This window comes from Enterococcus sp. HMSC072F02 (assembly GCF_001837725.1).
GTDB lineage: Bacteria > Bacillota > Bacilli > Lactobacillales > Enterococcaceae > Enterococcus_B > Enterococcus_B lactis.
The window spans coordinates 80032-100040 of sequence record NZ_KV833968.1; the positions used below are offsets into that span (position 1 = coordinate 80032).

The following is a 20009-nucleotide window of genomic DNA, read 5'->3' on the forward strand; positions in this document are numbered from 1 at the left end:
GAATTGTCCTCTCCATCTTTTTACCTGAGCAACAAGCAAACAAGAAGGGGTAAAAAACTTGGTTAAGAAACAAGAAGAAAAAAAGAAACAAATACCGCAACAGCGGACAAAAAAAGGAGTACTAGCTGGCATATTAGGATTGGTTACGAATCTAATCTTGTTTGTCTCTAAGCTAATGATCGGACTTTTTTCAGGGAGTGTCTCCATTATGGCTGATGCAGTGAATAGTCTATCAGACACTGCTTCATCTATATTGACTTTGATTGGATTTAAAATTGCTGCAAAGCCAGCGGATCAGGAACATCCTTATGGACATGAACGTTTCGAATATATCAGTGGGTTATTTGTTTCGATCATCATTACTTATGTAGGATTTCAATTTTTAGAGTCATCCGTTGAAAAAATCATCCATCCAGAAAATGTCTCTTTAGCACCCATCGTCTTTTTTGTCCTGATCATTTCCATCTTTTTGAAATTTGCACAAGGAAAAATGTACCAGGTTATTGCACGATCCATTGATTCTGAAACATTGAGAGCTACAGCAACAGATAGTTATAATGATGTCTTTACTACACTGGCTGTATTGCTTTCAGCAGCAATCGAATGGGTAACTGGATGGCGTATCGATGGATATATCGGTTTTGCTTTAGCATTATATATCCTTTATAGTGGTTTAACGATGCTTCGGAATTTTGTATATGAGCTATTAGGTAGTCGCCCAACGTCAGCAGAGATTGAAGAAATGGAAGAACACTTGAATGCCTGCGACGATATACTTGGCTATCATGATTTGCTGGTGCATAACTATGGACCCAATAAACGCTTTGCATCAGTCCACATCGAAGTAGATGAATCAATGAATTTGAATGAAGCACATAAGATTATTGACCTGATAGAAAAAGACTTCAAAAAGTCTTTAGACGTAGAACTTGTCTGTCACTTGGACCCAATGCCTGTTGATAACGAAAAATACTATAATATCTTGCATCAATTAAAGCAAATTCTTTTTGAAACAGGTAGAGGGCTCGATATACATGATTTTAGAGTCATCCATCAAGGGAAAACATTGCAGTTTGACGTAGTTGTTCCTGAAAAATTCCAATTTGATGATACAGAACTCGAAAGAATTTTACGTATTCAAATAGAAGAAAAAATCGGAGATTATCATTTGGAAATCACTTTTGATCACAATTATCTTTTGTATTAAAGACAAGACACTAAAAAGACTCTTTAAAGTTTTTTCTTCGAAGAGTCTATTTTTCTTTTAATTGTTTTTGTAGGGCTTGTCGTGCGAGGTTATCTGCCCCTTTGTTTTTGTTTTCGGGCAACCATTGTAGGATTAACAAGGAAAAGTCGGGCAGAAGTTCTTTGATTTTTTGGAGATAGGGAAGGAAAAGCTCGTTTTTCGTTGTGTTTTTATCGACTGTAGAAACCAGTGTTTTGCTGTCTGAAAAACAGAAAATCGTTTCATTCTGTAAACCCTTATTCTTTAGAAATTCTAAAGTTTTTAAAAAGACTTCGAACTCTGCTTGATGGTTTGTCCCTACAGAAAGGGGAATAGATAGCTGTTCTTGTTTACCTTGATAGACAATCAAGATCCCTCCTCCGCTAGGTCCAGGGTTGCCTTTTGTAGAGGCATCAATGTATACTTTTAACATAAAAAGAGATTCTCCTTTTTGTTCAAATTAATGTTATGGTAAGATTATATCATTACTGAATCGGTGAGAGGTTAGAGAATGAAAAAAAATATTCGATGGCAGCCTGAATTGGCACATACGATCATCTATTGGTCATTGACCTTGATCATTCTGTTTTTTAGTCTGATTCTTTCTTTAGAAAACACAGGTCCGTATTGGAAAAGCAATATTGTTTTAGGTGTTTTTCTTGTTTTTCTATTTCTAGGATGGCGGCGTTCTTTTATTTTAAAATCCAACTCGGTCATCATACGCTATGCTGCTTTTTGGAAAGACCGGGAAATAACTGTCGGACAGATTCGATCTTTGACACCGACTAATACAGGAGTACAAATGACATTGCAAAATGAGAAAGCCCCATCTGTTTTTATGATGCGAAAAAAAGATCAAGTGGTTCTTTTTGATCATCTTGAAAAAAGTGGGCCTAAAGTAGGACCATCTTCTCAACAGCAAAGAAATAATACCCCATATACGAAAAATAGAAAAAGTTAATTTTAAAAAATAGGCCCTGAAGAAATGAATCTTTGTAGGAAAAGAAAAGAGTGAGACGTACGGATCAACCCGTTAAGCGTCTCACTCTATTTGATTATCTAAATCAATGTATACTGGATTCGGAAGTGTGAACACTGCCTTTCTTGACATGGGCAGCTTGTGTTCCTCGATTCCCCTCGATGATCTCAAATTCGACCACTTGATTTTCTTCCAAAGTTTTGAATCCCTCTTCTTCAATCGCAGTAAAATGTACAAAAATTTCTTCTGTGTCATCATAACTGATAAAGCCGTATCCTTTTTTGTTGTCAAACCATTTTACAATTCCTGTGGTCAAAGCACTCACGACCTTTCTAAAGTCTGATCATAGCCTTCATTATAAAGAGTATTTATAAGTACGTCAAATAAATTAAAAACCCGTAATTTAATGTTTTTTTTCTGAATAAAACAAGGTATAATTGGCATATCTTAACAAAGAAGGTATTTTTTTAAATAAAGTTCGTGAAAAGGGGTAATCAAATGAAGAGTGATCTGCAAATTTCACAAGAAACAGATCTAGAACCGATTATTGAAGTAGCTAGTAAATTAGATCTTAAGGAAGACGATTTGGAACTGTATGGGAAATATAAGGCGAAAATCAATTTTTCTGGAATCAATCGCTCAAAGGATAACGCTGAAGGGCATTTGATCTTAGTTACTTCCATCAATCCAACACCAGCTGGCGAAGGAAAGTCAACAATCACTGTAGGGTTAGGAGACGCGCTCAATAAAATCAATAAAAAATCTGTTATTGCATTGCGAGAACCCTCACTTGGTCCTGTGATGGGAATCAAAGGTGGTGCTGCAGGCGGAGGATATGCACAGGTATTGCCTATGGAAGATATCAACTTGCATTTTACTGGTGACATGCATGCTATCACAACAGCTAATAATGCATTATCTGCTCTTTTAGATAATCATATTCATCAAGGAAATGAATTGAACATCGATGCTCGCCGAGTGATTTGGAAACGGGTAGTTGATCTCAATGATCGTGAACTGCGTAAAGTAATCGTTGGCTTGGGTGGGCCAATCCAAGGTGTCCCAAGAGAAGATGGGTTTGATATCACAGTTGCTAGCGAAATCATGGCTATCTTGTGTCTTGCGGCAGACCTCGAAGATTTAAAGGCTCGTCTTGCAAGAATCGTTGTCGGCTATACATTTGACCGTCAGCCTGTGACTGCTGGAGACTTGAAAGCAGAAGGCGCTCTGGCATTACTGCTGAAAGATGCCATCAAACCGAATCTTGTACAAACAATTTACGGAACACCAGCTTTTGTCCACGGGGGACCGTTTGCCAATATCGCCCATGGCTGCAATAGTATTTTAGCTACCAAGACAGCATTGAGATTAGCAGATTACGTTGTCACAGAGGCAGGATTTGGTGCAGATCTTGGCGGAGAGAAATTTTTAGATATCAAAGTACCTAACTTGAAAAAAGCGCCGGATGCAGTGGTGATCGTCGCAACAATCCGCGCATTGAAAATGCATGGCGGAATGAAAAAAGATGAACTTAAAAATGAGAATCTTGACGCTTTGAAAATAGGTTTTGCAAATTTAAAACGTCATATACGTAACATGGAACAATACCAACTCCCTGTGATCGTTGCAATCAATGAATTCGTAACAGATACAGATAGTGAACTTACACTGCTGGAGCACTTGTGCGAAGATCAGGGAATCCTTGCTAAAAGAGCAAGTATATGGGCAAATGGAGCAGAAGGTGGCGTTGATTTAGCAGAAGCTGTGGTACGATTGATTGATAGAAAAGAAGCTGATTACAAGCCATTGTATCTCCTAGAAGAAACGATACAAGAAAAGACTGAAACAATCGTCAAGAAAATCTACGGAGGAAATGGTGTTGTTTTTAGTAAAAAGGCGCAAAAACAAATAGAAGAATTTACGAAAAATGGATGGGATAATTTGCCGATTTGTATGGCGAAAACCCAATATTCATTCTCTGATGATCCTTCATTGCTAGGCGCACCTGAAGATTTCACCATCACCATCCGAGAAATCATCCCAAAAGTAGGGGCAGGATTTTTAGTAGCCTTAACTGGGGATGTTATGACGATGCCTGGTTTGCCTAAAAAACCTGCTGCATTAAATATGGACGTGACAAACGACGGAGAAGTATTTGGTTTGTTTTAAGCTTGATTATAATCTACCGTATACTAAATGACTTTCATTAAACATAAGAGGAGCTGTATTTTGACTACAGCTTCTTTTTTTGAAGGTGTCAAGAGATTAATTGTGTTTGCACTAGGATCATTCTTTTTCTTTATTGTATTTTGAGCTATACTAAAGCATAATAGGAGGGTACGATGAAAACGACATTTATAAGAAAAACCGGTTTTTACGGTATGGGCAGCTCGATTCAATTAAGAATCAATAATGAAAAACGCAGTTTTCTCAATCATGAACAAAAGATAACGCTTGATCTGGAAGTTCCCTTTACGATGCAGGTCACCTTTTATTGGCTAAAAAGCCCCGTTTATACAGTGAAAGAAGCAAAGCCTGTTTATGTGATCACAATGAATAGTTTGATTCTTCAAATCTACCCGTTCTTATTTCTGGCAACTGGGTTGGGGGCCGTTTTCCTACAAAATCTATTTTTCAGTTTTTTTGCAGTTGTCGTGATGTTTGCGTTCTTTTTCTATATAAAAAACCGGGCATATTTGATCAAGGAGGAAAATTATGGCAAACTCTGATCTTTTTTTAATCAGTTTCAATCGAATCGAAAAATGGATGAGAGACGAGATGGGAAATGCACGAAACATGGGATTTACCGAACTTGTCAGACGCCTAGCTCAAAGAAAACAATTGATGATCAGAAAATATGAAGATGATCTTTTACAGCTTGCTCAGTTAAGGAATGCAATCGTCCATGACCGAATCGCCGTCGATTTTGTCATTGCAGAACCAAATGATTGGACAGTCAAGCGAATCCAGCTGATCGAACAAGAACTGATACGCCCAGAAACCGTACTACCTCGATTTGCAAAACGTGTAACCGGTTTTGAGCAAGATCTTCCGCTACTTGAACTGTTAAAGATAGTAGCAGAAAAAAGGTATTCACAGTTTCCGTTATATAATAAAGGAAAATTTGTAGCATTGATTACTTTACGGAATATCGGATTTTGGCTAGCAAAAGAAAGCCAAAAAGGTCCTGTTGATTTAACAAATAAACGAGCATTGGATTTGATTATCCAAAATGGGAAGTACACAAATTATCATTTTGTTCCAGCTAAAACACATATTTACGAGGTTGAAGCGATGTTTCGTGAGCAAGGAACTTTGGAAGCCGTACTTATCACTAAAGATGGTAATCTGCTTGGGATCATACGACCTCGCGATATTTATAAACAAATAGAAAAGGATTGATTTTTTGTTAATTATTTATTGGATATTCAGCGCTCTGCTAGTGGGAGTGGATCAGCTGGTCAAATGGTGGATCACTGATAATTTAGCGCTTGGAGAGACGAAAAGTCTTATACCAGGTATATTGTCACTGAATCATATTCGAAACACTGGAGCCGCATGGAGTATGCTAGAAGGGAAGATGTGGTTCTTTACTATAGTGACACTCATTGCAGTCGTTGTGATTCTCACATTGATGATTAAAAATCGTGAAAAAGGTAATCGCTGGTTCATGATTGGATTGAGCCTGATTCTAGCTGGTGCGATAGGTAACTTTATTGATCGTCTCCGACTTGGCTATGTAGTAGATATGTTTCAAACAGACTTTATGAACTTTCCAATTTTCAATGTAGCAGATGTGACACTTGTATGCGGAGTGATCTGTATATTAATTTATATTATTTTAGATGAAAAGGATCAAAGAAAAAAATGACAGAACTTAAAACAACGATTTATCATGAATCTGGTAGGATCGATAAAGTATTGACTAATCTATTCAGTAATTACAGCCGTTCGCAAATTCAATTGTGGCTGAAAGAACGTGCGGTTTCTGTCAATGGAGAACCAGTCAAAGCAAATTACAAAGTAAAACAAGGAGACGAGATCACTGTCTTGATCCCTGAACCAGAAACATTAGATGTTGTCCCAGAGAACATCCCGTTGACCATTGTTTACGAAGATGAAGATGTCGCGGTAATCAATAAACCCCAAGGAATGGTCGTTCATCCTTCAGCAGGTCATACGCATGGTACAATGGTCAATGCGCTGATGTATCATGTCAAGGATCTTTCTACGATCAACGGAGTTATCCGACCGGGTATCGTCCACCGAATCGACAAAGATACTTCAGGTTTGCTGATGGTTGCCAAAAATGACCAGGCACATGAATCATTAGCTAAGCAATTAAAAGATAAGACTTCTTTACGTAAATATGTTGCTTTAGTCCATGGAGAGATTCCTCACGAAAAAGGCACGATCAATGCGCCAATCGGCCGTTCGAAAGAAAACCGAAAAATGCAGGCGATAAGAGAAGATGGAAAGCCAGCTGTCACGCATTTTACTGTATTGGAACGTTTTGAAGGATTTACTCTAGTTGAATTAAAACTGGAAACTGGAAGAACACATCAGATCCGCGTGCATATGAAGTATATCGGTTATCCGTTAGCTGGAGATCCAGTATACGGACCGAAGAAAACTTTGAAAGGCAATGGTCAGTTTCTCCATGCGCAAATGTTAGGTTTTACGCACCCGACTACAAACGAAAAGATGATCTTTGAAGCACCTCTTCCAGAAGTTTTTGAAAAAACTTTAGAAAAATTAAGAAAAAACATTGCATTTTAATTTAGATAACGGTATAGTAATTAACAACGAAAGCATAAAACTTAATAGAATTCCTTTAAGTTTAGTCCCGTGAGGCTAAGAAGGGTGGGAGCAAGGATACGTATGGTGCGCCATAAAGTAAATTGCTCATTGACATAGTATAGCTATCAGTGTATCAGTATACGCTCAGTCTAAACATCCCTCCTGTCCTTTTAGGGCAGGAGTTTTTTTATGCAAAAAAGTAGGGGGAATGAAAATGCAAGCAAAAGAAGTAGTAGATCAGGTAACGATGAAGCGAGCATTGACTCGAATTACTTATGAGATTATCGAGAGAAACCATAGTATCCAAGATATCGTATTGGTAGGTATCAAAACACGAGGAATCTACATTGCATCAAGAATCGCTGAACGTCTGAAGCAGCTAGAAGATATCGATATTCCTGTAGGAGAACTAGATATCACTTTATACCGAGATGACAAAAAAGAAAATCCAGAAGAACCGGAACTTCATTCTTCTGACATCCCAGTTTCCTTAGAAGGAAAAGAAGTTATTTTGATTGATGATGTTTTGTATACAGGACGAACGATTCGAGCGGCAATGGACGCAGTAATGGATTTTGGCAGACCAAGAAAAATTTCATTAGCAGTTCTAGTAGATCGTGGGCATCGAGAATTGCCAATCCGTGCAGATTATGTTGGGAAGAACATTCCAACATCTCGGGCGGAAGAGATTTTAGTAGAGATGCAAGAGCTTGATGGACAAGATCGCATCATGATTTTGAAAGAGGAAGATTAGAGGAGAGAGAAACATGTCGGAGAAAAAAGGATTTCATAATGATGACGTGGTGTTAGATATCCACGATCGCCCAACCCCAGGACATTGGGTTGGATTAAGTTTACAACACTTGTTCACGATGTTCGGAGCAACCGTGTTAGTACCTATCTTAGTAGGGATCGATCCAGGTATCGCACTAGTCAGTTCAGGACTAGGTACATTGGTGTACTTATTTACTACTAAAGGAAAGATACCTGCGTACTTAGGAAGCAGCTTCGCTTTCATTGCAGCGATGCAGCTTTTGATGAAAACAGATGGTTATCCAGCGATTGCACAAGGAGCAGTCACAACTGGATTAGTCTACTTGATTGTTGCGCTGATCATCAAAAAGATCGGTTCAGCATGGCTAGATAAAATCTTGCCTCCGATCGTCGTCGGCCCAGTCATCATGGTTATCGGGTTGGGACTTGCGGCAAATGCAGCAACAAATGCTATGTATAATCAAGGCACATATGATTTCAAGTATATTGCCGTAGCACTGATCACATTAGGATTGACCATCTTCTTCAACATGTGGCTAAGAGGTTTTCTCGGATTGATTCCGATTTTACTAGGTATTATTAGCGGGTACATCGTAGCCTTGCTGTTTGGAATCGTGGATACTAAGCCAATCGTAGACGCTGCCTGGTTTGCTGTTCCTAACTTTGAGATTCCATTTTTACAATATGAACCAAAGCTATATCTTGGAGCAATCACAACAATGGCGCCCATCGCTTTTGTGACGATGACAGAGCATATCGGCCATCTTATGGTATTGAATAAACTAACTAAACGTAATTTCTTTGAAGAACCGGGTCTTCATAAGACGTTGACAGGTGATGGCTTAGCACAAATCGTAGCAGCCTTCGTTGGTGGACCTCCTGTAACAAGTTACGGCGAAAACATTGGTGTTCTGGCTATCACACGCGTCCATAGCGTGTTTGTGATTGGGGGAGCTGCAGTTTTTGCAGTCGTTTTGGGATTCGTAGGAAAATTAAGCGCTTTGATTTTAAGTATCCCTGGACCAGTCATCTCAGGAATCAGTTTTATCTTGTTTGGTGTCATTGCAGCAAGCGGAATGAAGATTTTGATCGAGAACAAAATCGATTTTGACAAAAAGAAAAATCTGTTGATTGCTTCAGTTATACTAGTAGTAGGAATTGGCGGACTTGTCTTTGAAGTAGGCACATTTACATTGTCGGCAATGGCGTTAGCAACTGTACTTGGCATCGTTTTAAATCTTATCTTACCAGAAACTTCACGAAGCGAAGAAAACTAAGGAGGAAACATTATGATCATCAAATCAGAACGTATCAGTTTAAAGCATTTATTGACCGTTGAGGCACTTAATGACCAAGAAGTTATGGGCTTGATTCGCAGAGGGCAAGAATTCAAGCAAGGGGCTAATTGGACTCCGCAAAAGCGCCAGTACTTTGCTACAAACCTCTTTTTCGAAAATAGTACCCGCACACATAAAAGTTTTGATGTAGCGGAGAAAAAACTAGGGCTTGAAGTGATTGAATTTGAAGCAAGTACAAGCTCTGTCCAAAAAGGAGAAACGTTATACGATACAGTACTGACGATGTCTGCATTAGGTGTAGATGTAGCGGTCATCCGTCATGGTGATGAAAACTATTATGACGAACTGATACAAAGCAAAACCATCCAGTGCTCGATTATTAATGGGGGAGACGGAAGCGGACAGCATCCAACCCAATGCTTGCTTGATTTGATGACCATTTATGAAGAATTTGGACACTTTGAAGGACTGAAAGTTGCCATTGTAGGGGACATCACCCACTCTCGGGTAGCGAAATCCAATATGCAGATGTTGAAACGCTTAGGTGCACAAGTATTCTTCTCAGGTCCTAGAGAATGGTACGACGATGAATTCGAAGTATACGGACATTATATGCCATTGGACGAACTACTAGATCAAGTTGATGTCATGATGATGCTTCGAGTGCAACACGAACGCCATGATGGAAAAGAAAGCTTCTCAAAAGAAGGCTACCATCAGGAATATGGTTTAACAGTTGAACGTGCGAAGAAGCTGCAAAAACATGCAATCATTATGCACCCAGCACCAGTTAACCGCGATGTGGAATTAGCTGATTCATTAGTGGAAGGATTACAGTCACGAATCGTTCAACAAATGAGCAATGGTGTCTTTGTCAGAATGGCAATCTTAGAAGCAGTGCTAAATGGAAAAGCGTAATTATAGGAGGATGGAAAAATGAAAACACTCATTAAAAACGGTCAGATCAATACACGAAAAAATATGACGACACCAGCAGAAATTTGGATAGAAGATGGGCGAATCAAAGCAATCGGTACAGGATTCTCAGAAGCCGAATTTGATGAAGTGTTTGATGCAAAGGGACAATTGATCACACCTGGTTTAGTGGACGTCCATGTCCATTTGAGAGAGCCAGGATTTACATACAAGGAGACGATCGAAGCTGGAACTCGCTCAGCTGCACGTGGTGGTTTTACTACTGTATGCGCGATGCCGAATTTAAATCCTGTACCTGATAAGGCAGAAAAGCTGAAACAAGTATATGACATCATTAGAAAAGATGCAGTTGTGAAGGTATTACAGTATGCGCCAATCACAGAAAATCTGCGAAGTGAGAAATTAGTTGATCAAGAAGCACTGATTGAAGAAGGTGCTTTTGCTTTCACAAATGACGGTGTAGGTGTCCAAACGGCTGGAACGATGTATCTGGCTATGAAAGAAGCTGCGAAAAACAATAAAGCACTAGTAGCCCATACAGAAGACGAATCTTTATTATTTGGCGGTGTTATGCATGCTGGCAAGAAGGCAGAAGAACTGGGTCTTCCCGGGATCTTAAGTGTAACCGAGTCTTCTCAAATCGCCAGAGATCTGTTGCTAGCTGAAGCAACTGGTGTTCATTACCATGTGTGCCACGTATCTACTAAAGAGAGTGTCCGAGTAATCAGAGACGCAAAAAAAGCAGGAATCCACGTAACAGCGGAAGTTTCGCCCCATCATCTTATTTTGATCGATGAAGATATTCCCGAAGATTTCGGCTTTTGGAAAATGAATCCACCGCTAAGAGGACGGAAGGACAGGGAAGCCTTGATCGAAGGTTTGCTTGACGGCACGATCGATTGTATCGCTACAGATCATGCCCCACATGGATTAGAAGAAAAAAGCCAAAGCTTCATGAAATCGCCATTTGGCATAGTAGGAAGCGAAACAGCATTCCAACTGATCTACACTCATTTTGTAGAAACTGGACAATTCACATTGGAACAAGTAATCAATTGGCTGGCAGTTAAACCGGCTGAGATTTTTGGTTTGAATGCAGGAACGCTGACAGTCGGCGCACCCGCTGATGTAGCAATTTTTGATATTACAAAAACTTGCACGATCGATAAAGAAGACTTTTTATCAAAAGGGGAAAATACACCTTTTATCGGCTGGAAAGTAAAAGGTGAAACACAAATGACTTTTGTCAACGGAAAACTTGTGTGGCAGAAGGGAGAATAAAAATATGGAACGTTTGCTTATATTAGAAGATGGAACAGTTTTCGAAGGAAAAGCTTTTGGCGCGGATGCAAATGTCTTCGGAGAAATCGTTTTTACAACAAGTATGACTGGTTATCAAGAAACCATCACCGATCAAAGTTTCAACGGTCAAATCATTACATTTACCTATCCTATGGTGGGCAATTATGGGGTAAATAGAGATGATTATGAATCGATTTCTCCAACATGCAAAGGAGTAGTAGTAAAAGAGCACGCGCGTGTAGCTTCAAACTGGCGAAACCAAATGACGCTAGATTCATTTTTGAAACAAAAAGGGATTCCTGGAATATCAGGTATCGATACGCGCGCCCTTACTCGTAAAATCCGTGAAGTCGGAACGATGAAAGCAAGTATCGTTGATGCTGGAGATTCCTTCGAACATGCATTTGATCAGCTGAAAGCAACCGTTCTAGCAACCAATCAAGTGCAGCAAGTCTCCACTAACAAACCTTATCCAAGTCCAGGAACAGGACGGAAAGTTATCGTCATTGACTTCGGCTTGAAACATAGTATTTTACGAGAATTGAGTAAAAGAAACTGTAACCTCACAGTACTTCCCTATAACACAGATGCCGAGACGATTTTAGCGTTATCACCAGACGGAGTCATGCTGACGAATGGACCTGGTGATCCAAAAGATGTGCCAGAAGCAATCGAAATGATCAAAAAAATCCAAGGAAAAGTACCGATTTTTGGTATTTGTCTTGGTCACCAGTTATTTGCTTTAGCCAACGGTGCAGATACCTATAAAATGAAATTCGGACATCGAGGATTAAATCACCCGGTACGAGAAGTAGCGACCGGAAGAATTGATTTTACTTCTCAAAATCATGGCTATGCAGTCGATGAAGCCACGATTGATTCAGAAAAACTCATCGTAACCCATGTAGAAGTAAATGACGGAACAGTAGAAGGAGTCAAACACAGAGATTATCCCGCTTTCAGTGTGCAGTTTCATCCAGATGCTGCTCCTGGTCCGCACGATGCACTACATTTATTTGATGAATTTATGGAAATGATGGATGCAGGAAAGGAGCAGTAAACAGATGCCGAAACGTACAGATATCAAGAAAATTATGGTGATTGGATCTGGTCCGATCATCATTGGTCAAGCCGCAGAATTTGACTACGCAGGAACACAAGCTTGCCTTGCTTTAAAAGAAGAGGGATATGAAGTGGTTTTAGTAAATTCTAATCCTGCGACGATCATGACGGACAAAGAAGTGGCAGATCAAGTATATATCGAACCGATCACACTTGAATTTGTATCAAGGATTCTTCGAAAAGAGCGTCCAGATGCTCTCCTTCCAACTTTAGGCGGACAGACAGGCCTCAATATGGCAATGGAGCTGGCAGCATCAGGTATTTTAGAAGAATTGAACATAGAACTTCTAGGAACGAAGCTTTCTGCGATCGATCAAGCAGAAGACCGTGATTTATTCAAACAGTTGATGAAAGAATTGAATCAGCCAATCCCCGAGTCTGAAATCGTCAATACAGTAGAAGAAGCTGTAGCGTTTGCAAATAAAATCGGCTACCCCGTCATCGTTCGTCCAGCCTTTACTTTAGGCGGGACTGGTGGAGGCATGTGTGAAAATGAAGAAGAATTACGAATAGTCTCAGAAAATGGATTAAGTCTTTCCCCAGCTACCCAATGTTTAATTGAACGAAGTATTGCGGGTTTTAAAGAAATTGAATATGAAGTGATGAGAGATTCGGCTGATAATGCAATCGTTGTCTGCAACATGGAAAATTTTGACCCAGTGGGTATCCATACAGGTGATTCTATCGTGTTTGCTCCTAGCCAGACATTGTCTGACCATGAATATCAAATGCTTCGTGATGCTTCTCTTTCGATTATTCGAGCACTTAAGATCGAAGGAGGCTGTAACGTCCAACTTGCTCTTGATCCACATAGCTTTAATTATTATGTGATTGAAGTCAATCCGCGTGTTTCTCGTTCATCGGCGTTAGCAAGTAAGGCGACTGGCTATCCGATCGCTAAGCTAGCTGCTAAAATAGCGCTTGGATTAACATTAGACGAAATGAAAAATCCTGTAACAGGAACGACTTTTGCAGAATTTGAACCTGCATTAGATTATGTTGTAGCTAAAATTCCTCGCTGGCCGTTTGATAAGTTTGAAAACGGAGAACGGCTTTTAGGTACGCAGATGAAAGCAACTGGTGAAGTGATGGCTATCGGTCGGAATATCGAAGAGTCTTTATTGAAAGCTGTGCGTTCTTTAGAAATCGGTACACACCATATCGAACTTCCTGAGTTGGCAGACATCACGGACGATGACCTAATCCAAAAAGTGGTTCGAGCACAAGATGATCGCCTGTTTTATGTAGCTGAAGCTATTAGACGAGGGTACACCATAGAAGAATTGGCAGATTTGACAAAAATCGATTTATTCTTTTTAGATAAACTGTTGCATATCGTAGAAATTGAACAGCAGTTGAAACAGCAGCCGTTGGATGACAGGATATTGAAAACAGCGAAACAAAACGGTTTTACAGACAAAAAAGTGGCGGAGCTGTGGGAAATAAGCGAAGAAGCCGTTCGCCAGATGAGAAAAGAAAATGACTTGATTCCTGTATATAAAATGGTTGACACTTGTGCAGCGGAATTCGAATCAAAAACACCTTATTTTTATAGTTCCTATGAATATGAAAATGAAAGTTCACGATCAGAAAAGCCCTCAGTTCTAGTACTGGGATCTGGTCCTATCCGTATCGGACAAGGAGTTGAATTTGACTATGCGACTGTGCATTCTGTCAAAGCAATCCAGCAGGCAGGATACGAGGCAATCATCATGAACAGCAATCCGGAAACAGTTTCTACTGACTTTTCTATTTCGGATAAATTATATTTTGAGCCATTGACCTTCGAAGATGTGATGAATGTGATCGAGCTAGAACAGCCGATAGGAGTAATCGTTCAATTCGGTGGTCAGACAGCAATCAACTTAGCCGAACCTTTGACTACTGCTGGTGTAAAAATCTTAGGGACAACGATTGAAGACTTGGATCGTGCGGAAAATCGTGATTTATTCGAGCAAGCGCTGAAAGAGTTGGATATTCCGCAACCTTTAGGGGATACTGCTACAAGTAAAGAAGAAGCCGTGGTTATCGCTTCGAGAATTGGTTATCCAGTACTTGTTCGTCCAAGCTATGTATTAGGCGGGCGTGCGATGGAAATCGTTGAAAATCAGCGAGATTTAGAAGACTACATGGAACATGCTGTGAAAGCTTCTCCAGAACATCCAGTACTAGTGGACCGCTATTTGCTTGGTGGCGAATGCGAAGTGGATGCGATTTGTGACGGTGAAACAGTACTCATTCCAGGGATCATGGAACATATTGAGCGTGCCGGTGTCCATTCAGGGGATTCAATGGCTGTGTATCCACCTCAAACATTATCTGAATCAATCAAGAAAACGATCGAAGACTACACGATCCGTTTAGCATTAGGTTTGAACTGTGTCGGGATGATGAATATCCAGTTCGTCATCCATGAAAATGAGGTTTATGTGATCGAAGTCAATCCTCGAGCAAGTCGGACTGTTCCATTCTTAAGTAAGGTGACAGGAATTCCAATGGCACAAATTGCGACGAAAGCTATTTTGGGAGAGAAATTAAAGGCACTTGGTTATGAAAACGGACTTTATAAGGAAACAAAAGAAGTCCATGTTAAAGCGCCCGTCTTTTCTTTTACTAAATTGCAGAAAGTCGATACTTACTTAGGGCCTGAAATGAAATCGACTGGAGAAGTAATGGGGTCTGACAGACAATTAGACAAAGCTTTGTACAAGGCATTCGAAGCTTCTGGATTACACTTGCCTGAATATGGAGCCGTATTGTTTACGATTGCGGATGAAACAAAAGAAGAAGCACTAGAGTTGGCTAAACGTTTTACAGAAATCGGCTATAGTATGATAGGAACGAAACATACAGCTGCCTATTTCGAAAAACATGGTTTGGTTGTTGAAACAGTTGCGAAAATTTCTGAGGAAGCAGCAGAAAAAAATGTAGTCGACTTAATACGAGATGGTAAAACACAAGTGGTTGTCAATACGATTGATAAAGATCGGGGAAATGCTTCTAAAGACGGCTTCATTATCCGAAGAGAAGCAGTCGAACATGGTATTCCGTTGTTTACTTCTTTAGACACAGCAGATGCGATCGTTCGAGTGATGGAATCCCGTGCATTTTCAACCAACCCTATTTAACGGTGTATACATGTTAAGACCGAAAGAAGAAAATCCGTTACAGGAGGGGACAGATGAAACAAGAAATGATGGAAATCGTTCAGCAAAAACAGCTGGCACCAAAGATTTTTGAAATGACATTAAAAGGTGATCTAGTAAAAGAAATGCAGCAACCAGGACAGTTCTTGCATATCCTCGTGCCGCGTGCAGACTTGCTGCTACGCCGACCGATTAGCTTGAATCATATCGATCACGAGACAAATACTTGCCGTATTATCTATCGGGTGGAAGGTGAGGGGACTAGCGTTTTCTCTACTCTTTCTGCCGGAGACTATTTAGATGTTATGGGCCCTTTAGGTAATGGCTTTGATTTATCTGATCTTCATACAGGAGACGAAGTATTTATAATCGGTGGAGGAATCGGTGTCCCGCCTCTGTATGAGTTATCAAAGCAGTTAGTCAAAAAAGGGATCAAGCCAACGCACTTTTTAGGTTTTGCCACACATGAAGTCGTTTATTATGAAAAAGAATTTAATCGTCTTGGAGAAACAAGAATCGCTACTGACGATGGCACATACGGTATGCACGGAAATGTCGGTAATTTATTATTAGGAACGAAGACGAAACCTACAGCAGTTTTTGCATGTGGTTCAAACGGGTTATTGAAGACAGTGGAACAGCTGTTTTCTTCGCATCAAAATGTCCAGTTATCATTAGAATCCCGCATGGCATGTGGGATAGGGGCTTGCTATGCTTGCGTTTGTCATACGCCGGAAGATGAAACAGGAACAAAAAGTGTGAAAGTTTGTGACGAAGGACCGATTTTTAAAATAGGAGAGGTAATTATATGAATGAGAATCCTTTAGCAGTCAAACTTCCTGGCCTAGAATTAAAAAATCCTATCATGCCAGCAAGCGGCTGTTTCGGTTTTGGCAAAGAATATGGAAAATACTATGATTTGAATCAGCTTGGTTCGATCATGGTCAAGGCAACGACTCCAAATGCTCGCTTTGGCAATCCCACACCGAGAGTGGCGGAAACACCATCTGGCATGTTGAATGCGATTGGTTTACAAAATCCTGGTCTAGACGTTGTTATGAATAAACTTCTTCCAGAATTAGAGGAGTACAATGAGTTACCCATCATCGCAAATGTTGCTGGTGCTTGTGAAGAAGACTATGTAGAAGTTTGTAGCAAAATCGGCGAAGCGCCAAATGTGAAAGCAATCGAGCTGAATATTTCCTGTCCAAATGTCAAGCATGGCGGTATCGCTTTTGGAACAGATCCTGACGTTGCTTTTCAATTAACACAAGCAGTAAAGAAAGTTGCTTCTGTTCCTGTCTATGTCAAACTATCTCCCAATGTGACAGACATCGTTCCAATCGCTCAGGCAATCGAAGCTGGAGGGGCAGATGGATTTACAATGATCAATACACTACTTGGTATGCGGATTGACCTTAAGACAAGAAAACCAATTTTAGCCAATCAAACAGGTGGACTATCCGGACCAGCAATCAAGCCTGTCGCTATCCGTTTGATTCATCAAGTGGCAAGTATATCCAATCTTCCAATCATTGGGATGGGCGGCGTGCAGACAGTGGACGATGTTCTTGAGATGTTTATGGCTGGAGCAAGCGCTGTAGCTATAGGGACTGCGAATTTCACCGATCCCTATATCTGTCCTAAACTAATCAAAGAGCTCCCAGTGCGAATGAACGAACTAGGTATTGAGTCACTGGAAAGATTAATCAAAGAAGTGAGAGAGGAACGTGAACGATGAACCAACTAAACCAACGACCAATCATTGCATTAGATTTTTCAACTTGGCAAGAAGTAGAAGACTTTCTTCTTTTTTTCCCAGAAGAAGAAAAATTGTTTGTGAAAATCGGAATGGAATTGTTCTACCAAGAAGGACCTGAAATCGTACGTTATTTAAAAGATGCTGGTCACGATGTGTTTTTAGATCTGAAACTTCACGATATTCCGAATACGGTCGAAAAAGCAATGCGGGGACTGGCAAAGCTTGGTGTTGATGTCACATGTGTTCATGCAGCTGGCGGTATTCGCATGATGGAGGCGGCAATGCGTGGATTAGAAGAAGGAACGCCAGAAGGTGGGAAACGTCCCCTACTTCTAGCTATCACTCAACTTACCTCTACAAGTGAAGAGGAGATGCATGCAGACCAACTAATCGAAGTTCCTTTAGAAAAAAGTGTGATCCATTACGCTAACTGTGCCAAAAAAGCAGGATTAGATGGTGTGGTTTCTTCTGCTTGGGAAGTAGAAGCGATCAAAGAAACGGCGGGAGATGAATTTGTTTGCTTAACTCCAGGGATAAGACCAGAAGGAACAGTCGTAGGAGATCAGACAAGAATAGTCACACCTTCTCAAGCAAGAGAGATTGGCTCAACTTTCATCGTTGTGGGACGACCAATCACACAGGCAACTGATCCTTATGAAGCATACCGAGCGATTCAAACAGAATGGAGCCAACCTAAAATGAATGTAGAACAAAGTATCGCAAAAGATCTATTAGAGATTGAAGCAGTATTTTTAAATCCAAGTAATCCTTTTACTTGGGCAAGTGGAATCAAAAGCCCCATTTACTGTGATAACCGAATCACGATGAGCTATCCAAAAGTCCGAAAAGAGATCGCAAAAGGCTTAGCAAGAAAAATCAAAGAAGCTTTCCCTGAAGTACAAGTAATTGCTGGAACTGCAACGGCAGGAATTCCTCATGCTGCATGGGTAGCGGAAATATTAGACTTGCCAATGGTCTATATTCGAAGTAAGGCGAAAGATCATGGGAAAGGCAACCAAATCGAAGGGCGTATAGTTGAAGGTCAGAAGATGGTTGTGATCGAGGATCTGATTTCTACAGGAGGTAGCGTCTTGGAAGCAGCTGAAGCAGCAAAAAGAGAAGGTGCAGCTATCCTTGGTGTTGCAGCTATCTTTACGTATGAGTTGCCAAAAGGAAAAGCAAATTTCGAAAAAGCCGAAATCCCTCTTATGACGTTGACCAATTACTCTGTATTGATCGAAGCAGCTTTAGAAGATCGTTATATCGATGAGCAAGAATTAACTCTGCTAAAAGAATGGAAAAAAGATCCTGAAAATTGGCAGTTTTAAGTACAAAAATACTTAGATAATTGAAGAAATAAAGCTATATTATTTTGAATATTTCTAAATTACCATTTCTCTACACCGTTATATTTTTTAAGGATACAGTTTATGTAACTGTATCCTTATTTTTTTCATAACCCTGCATGGATGATTTGGATGAGGAGATACATCCATAAAATACATATGCATGATCTTCAATAGCGCTGATTACACAAAGTATGAACGACTTCAACGAGTCAAAAACAGCCCCTCAACTGTGTTCCTATCCCACAGTCGAGAGGCTATTTTTGTTTTATATATGTAGAAAAGCAGTTCAACACTTTTACAAAATAGATTGAACACTTATCAGTAAATGATAAAAGTGTTGGGAAATAGTTGTAACTATAGCTTTTACAGGCTGAACAGAAGTTGGCACGGTATTTGCTTTATATAAAACTGTCAGCGAGGAGGAAATAAAAATGAATACGATTATTCTAGCTAGTCATGGCGCATTATCTCAAGGTCTAAAACAAACAGCTGAAATGATCTTGGGACCTGCCACTAATATTTATGCATTATCGGCTTATCGCGATGAAGATGAGCCGATAGAACAACAAATACAAAGTATAGTTTCAAAATTAGGAAAAGAAAATCTATTTATTCTCACAGATATCTTAGGAGGAAGTGTCAATAATGAAATGATAGGACTGTTAAAGAAAGAGCCAGCAATACGCTTGATCACAGGAATGAATCTACCCTTAGTGATTTCAATCGCCACGCAAGTTAACCCAATTGCTGCTGCAGATTTAGAATTGATTATCGAAGAAAGTCGGCAGTCATTGATTGATTGCAATCGATTACTAAAAAAATCAAATGAAGGAGGAGATGATCTATGATCAAGTTCATTCGTATCGATCACCGATTGTTACATGGACAAGTGGTGTTTTCTTGGAGTAAATCTTTACAAATCAACCGAATTCTGGTGGTCAATGATGAAGCAGCCAATGATGAATTTAAAAAAATGTCTTTAGAACTATCAAAACCTCAAGGAATCAAACTCAATATATTTACCGTTGAAAATACCTTGACAAAAATATCTAAAATAGAAGCATTGAGTGAAAACATCATGATGATCTTTGGAAATACCAAGGATGTTCGTCAGTTTTGCGAAAGTTACTCAAACGTTAAGGAAATCAATTACGGAGGCATCATAAAAAAAGAAGGATCAAAACAATTCAGTAATGCTATCTTCTTGACTGAAAATGAGATAGAAGATGCGAAAGTACTAAAATCAATGGGCATCAAACAGTTCATGCAACAGGTTCCAACCTCCAAAAAAGAGGATTTGAATACAATGATTTAAA

The 20009-nt window shown here is 39.8% G+C and carries 20 protein-coding genes and 1 pseudogene; 19 read left to right on the forward strand and 2 right to left on the reverse strand.

What is annotated here, in order from left to right; genetic code table 11:
- The first annotated feature begins 58 nt into the window (after positions 1-58).
- On the forward strand, positions 59-1207 hold the full coding sequence (locus HMPREF2731_RS10650) for a cation diffusion facilitator family transporter (protein WP_002309334.1): 1149 nt from the start codon (positions 59-61) through the stop codon (positions 1205-1207).
- A 46-nt stretch (positions 1208-1253) separates the two neighbouring features.
- Here the strand turns inward: HMPREF2731_RS10650 and HMPREF2731_RS10655 are convergent, their stop codons facing one another.
- Positions 1254-1658, reverse strand: a complete 405-nt coding sequence (locus tag HMPREF2731_RS10655) for a ribonuclease HI family protein (RefSeq protein ID WP_002309332.1) — start codon at positions 1656-1658, stop codon at positions 1254-1256.
- Between the two features lie 78 nt (positions 1659-1736).
- On the opposite strand from HMPREF2731_RS10655, the gene HMPREF2731_RS10660 reads away from it, so the two are divergent.
- Positions 1737-2186 (forward strand): EbsA family protein, encoded by a 450-nt coding sequence (locus tag HMPREF2731_RS10660; protein ID WP_002309331.1) that lies wholly within the window; start codon positions 1737-1739, stop codon positions 2184-2186.
- Between the two features lie 103 nt (positions 2187-2289).
- On the opposite strand, the gene HMPREF2731_RS10665 is transcribed toward HMPREF2731_RS10660, so the two are convergent.
- On the reverse strand, positions 2290-2520 hold the full coding sequence (locus HMPREF2731_RS10665; protein WP_002309330.1) for a cold-shock protein: 231 nt from the start codon (positions 2518-2520) through the stop codon (positions 2290-2292).
- Between the two features lie 182 nt (positions 2521-2702).
- Here HMPREF2731_RS10665 and HMPREF2731_RS10670 point away from each other — a divergent pair, with 182 nt between their 5' ends.
- The 17 genes and pseudogenes from HMPREF2731_RS10670 to HMPREF2731_RS10750 all read left to right on the forward strand — a co-directional run bounded on the left by HMPREF2731_RS10670 (position 2703) and on the right by HMPREF2731_RS10750 (position 20008).
- Positions 2703-4373 carry a formate--tetrahydrofolate ligase gene (locus tag HMPREF2731_RS10670; protein WP_002313787.1) on the forward strand — a complete coding sequence of 557 codons (1671 nt, stop codon included), beginning with the start codon at positions 2703-2705 and terminating at the stop codon, positions 4371-4373.
- 173 nt (positions 4374-4546) lie between these two features.
- The gene (locus HMPREF2731_RS10675; protein ID WP_002309328.1) at positions 4547-4933 is read left to right on the forward strand and encodes a hypothetical protein; all 387 of its coding nucleotides are present in this window, start codon (positions 4547-4549) and stop codon (positions 4931-4933) included.
- The gene (locus tag HMPREF2731_RS10680) at positions 4920-5606 is read left to right on the forward strand and encodes a CBS domain-containing protein (RefSeq protein WP_070872932.1); all 687 of its coding nucleotides are present in this window, start codon (positions 4920-4922) and stop codon (positions 5604-5606) included. The genes HMPREF2731_RS10675 and HMPREF2731_RS10680 overlap by 14 nt, the downstream gene beginning before the upstream one ends.
- 4 nt (positions 5607-5610) lie before the next feature.
- The gene (gene lspA, locus HMPREF2731_RS10685; RefSeq protein WP_002309326.1) at positions 5611-6075 is read left to right on the forward strand and encodes a signal peptidase II; all 465 of its coding nucleotides are present in this window, start codon (positions 5611-5613) and stop codon (positions 6073-6075) included.
- Positions 6072-6983, forward strand: coding sequence for an RluA family pseudouridine synthase (locus HMPREF2731_RS10690; protein WP_002309325.1), 912 nt, complete (start codon positions 6072-6074; stop codon positions 6981-6983). The genes lspA and HMPREF2731_RS10690 overlap by 4 nt, the downstream gene beginning before the upstream one ends.
- Positions 6984-7218: 235 nt before the next feature.
- A complete protein-coding gene (gene pyrR / locus HMPREF2731_RS10695; protein ID WP_002295862.1) occupies positions 7219-7758 on the forward strand; it encodes a bifunctional pyr operon transcriptional regulator/uracil phosphoribosyltransferase PyrR in 540 nt (179 codons plus the stop codon).
- 13 nt (positions 7759-7771) lie between these two features.
- Positions 7772-9055, forward strand: coding sequence for a solute carrier family 23 protein (locus HMPREF2731_RS10700; protein WP_002309324.1), 1284 nt, complete (start codon positions 7772-7774; stop codon positions 9053-9055).
- 12 nt (positions 9056-9067) lie between these two features.
- On the forward strand, positions 9068-9994 hold the full coding sequence (locus tag HMPREF2731_RS10705; RefSeq protein WP_070872934.1) for an aspartate carbamoyltransferase catalytic subunit: 927 nt from the start codon (positions 9068-9070) through the stop codon (positions 9992-9994).
- Between the two features lie 18 nt (positions 9995-10012).
- Positions 10013-11293: a dihydroorotase gene (locus HMPREF2731_RS10710; RefSeq protein ID WP_002313786.1), complete on the forward strand. Its 1281-nt coding sequence runs from the start codon at positions 10013-10015 to the stop codon at positions 11291-11293.
- 4 nt (positions 11294-11297) lie between these two features.
- Positions 11298-12374, forward strand: coding sequence for a carbamoyl phosphate synthase small subunit (locus HMPREF2731_RS10715; RefSeq protein ID WP_002309321.1), 1077 nt, complete (start codon positions 11298-11300; stop codon positions 12372-12374).
- Positions 12375-12378: 4 nt separating this feature from the next.
- The gene (gene carB, locus HMPREF2731_RS10720) at positions 12379-15564 is read left to right on the forward strand and encodes a carbamoyl-phosphate synthase large subunit (protein WP_070872936.1); all 3186 of its coding nucleotides are present in this window, start codon (positions 12379-12381) and stop codon (positions 15562-15564) included.
- 53 nt (positions 15565-15617) lie between these two features.
- On the forward strand, positions 15618-16394 hold the full coding sequence (locus tag HMPREF2731_RS10725; protein WP_002309317.1) for a dihydroorotate dehydrogenase electron transfer subunit: 777 nt from the start codon (positions 15618-15620) through the stop codon (positions 16392-16394).
- Positions 16391-17323, forward strand: coding sequence for a dihydroorotate dehydrogenase (locus HMPREF2731_RS10730; protein ID WP_002309316.1), 933 nt, complete (start codon positions 16391-16393; stop codon positions 17321-17323). Before HMPREF2731_RS10725 ends, HMPREF2731_RS10730 begins: the two co-directional genes overlap by 4 nt.
- A pseudogene (gene pyrF / locus HMPREF2731_RS15400) lies at positions 17320-18033 on the forward strand (orotidine-5'-phosphate decarboxylase); the annotation flags it as partial. The gene HMPREF2731_RS10730 and the pseudogene pyrF, both read left to right, overlap by 4 nt.
- 9 nt (positions 18034-18042) lie before the next feature.
- Positions 18043-18672, forward strand: coding sequence for an orotate phosphoribosyltransferase (gene pyrE, locus HMPREF2731_RS15405; RefSeq protein WP_029680876.1), 630 nt, complete (start codon positions 18043-18045; stop codon positions 18670-18672).
- 452 nt (positions 18673-19124) lie between these two features.
- Positions 19125-19541, forward strand: a complete 417-nt coding sequence (locus HMPREF2731_RS10745) for a PTS sugar transporter subunit IIA (protein ID WP_002309312.1) — start codon at positions 19125-19127, stop codon at positions 19539-19541.
- Positions 19538-20008: a PTS sugar transporter subunit IIB gene (locus tag HMPREF2731_RS10750; RefSeq protein ID WP_002309310.1), complete on the forward strand. Its 471-nt coding sequence runs from the start codon at positions 19538-19540 to the stop codon at positions 20006-20008. The genes HMPREF2731_RS10745 and HMPREF2731_RS10750 overlap by 4 nt, the downstream gene beginning before the upstream one ends.
- Position 20009: the final 1 nt, after the last annotated feature.

What these genes read in the sequence shown, in the direction of transcription:
- carB (WP_070872936.1), top strand. Translation starts at nt 12,379, where the DNA reads ATGCCGAAACGTACAGATATCAAGAAAATTATGGTGATTGGATCTGGT.
- HMPREF2731_RS10725 (WP_002309317.1), top strand. Translation starts at nt 15,618, where the DNA reads ATGAAACAAGAAATGATGGAAATCGTTCAGCAAAAACAGCTGGCACCA.
- HMPREF2731_RS10660 (WP_002309331.1), top strand. Translation starts at nt 1,737, where the DNA reads ATGAAAAAAAATATTCGATGGCAGCCTGAATTGGCACATACGATCATC.
- HMPREF2731_RS10675 (WP_002309328.1), top strand. Translation starts at nt 4,547, where the DNA reads ATGAAAACGACATTTATAAGAAAAACCGGTTTTTACGGTATGGGCAGC.
- HMPREF2731_RS10715 (WP_002309321.1), top strand. Translation starts at nt 11,298, where the DNA reads ATGGAACGTTTGCTTATATTAGAAGATGGAACAGTTTTCGAAGGAAAA.
- HMPREF2731_RS10730 (WP_002309316.1), top strand. Translation starts at nt 16,391, where the DNA reads ATGAATGAGAATCCTTTAGCAGTCAAACTTCCTGGCCTAGAATTAAAA.
- HMPREF2731_RS10705 (WP_070872934.1), top strand. Translation starts at nt 9,068, where the DNA reads ATGATCATCAAATCAGAACGTATCAGTTTAAAGCATTTATTGACCGTT.
- HMPREF2731_RS10750 (WP_002309310.1), top strand. Translation starts at nt 19,538, where the DNA reads ATGATCAAGTTCATTCGTATCGATCACCGATTGTTACATGGACAAGTG.
- HMPREF2731_RS10700 (WP_002309324.1), top strand. Translation starts at nt 7,772, where the DNA reads ATGTCGGAGAAAAAAGGATTTCATAATGATGACGTGGTGTTAGATATC.
- HMPREF2731_RS10655 (WP_002309332.1), bottom strand. Translation starts at nt 1,658, where the DNA reads ATGTTAAAAGTATACATTGATGCCTCTACAAAAGGCAACCCTGGACCT.
- HMPREF2731_RS10690 (WP_002309325.1), top strand. Translation starts at nt 6,072, where the DNA reads ATGACAGAACTTAAAACAACGATTTATCATGAATCTGGTAGGATCGAT.
- HMPREF2731_RS10680 (WP_070872932.1), top strand. Translation starts at nt 4,920, where the DNA reads ATGGCAAACTCTGATCTTTTTTTAATCAGTTTCAATCGAATCGAAAAA.
- HMPREF2731_RS10745 (WP_002309312.1), top strand. Translation starts at nt 19,125, where the DNA reads ATGAATACGATTATTCTAGCTAGTCATGGCGCATTATCTCAAGGTCTA.
- pyrR (WP_002295862.1), top strand. Translation starts at nt 7,219, where the DNA reads ATGCAAGCAAAAGAAGTAGTAGATCAGGTAACGATGAAGCGAGCATTG.
- HMPREF2731_RS10710 (WP_002313786.1), top strand. Translation starts at nt 10,013, where the DNA reads ATGAAAACACTCATTAAAAACGGTCAGATCAATACACGAAAAAATATG.
- HMPREF2731_RS10670 (WP_002313787.1), top strand. Translation starts at nt 2,703, where the DNA reads ATGAAGAGTGATCTGCAAATTTCACAAGAAACAGATCTAGAACCGATT.
- pyrE (WP_029680876.1), top strand. Translation starts at nt 18,043, where the DNA reads ATGAATGTAGAACAAAGTATCGCAAAAGATCTATTAGAGATTGAAGCA.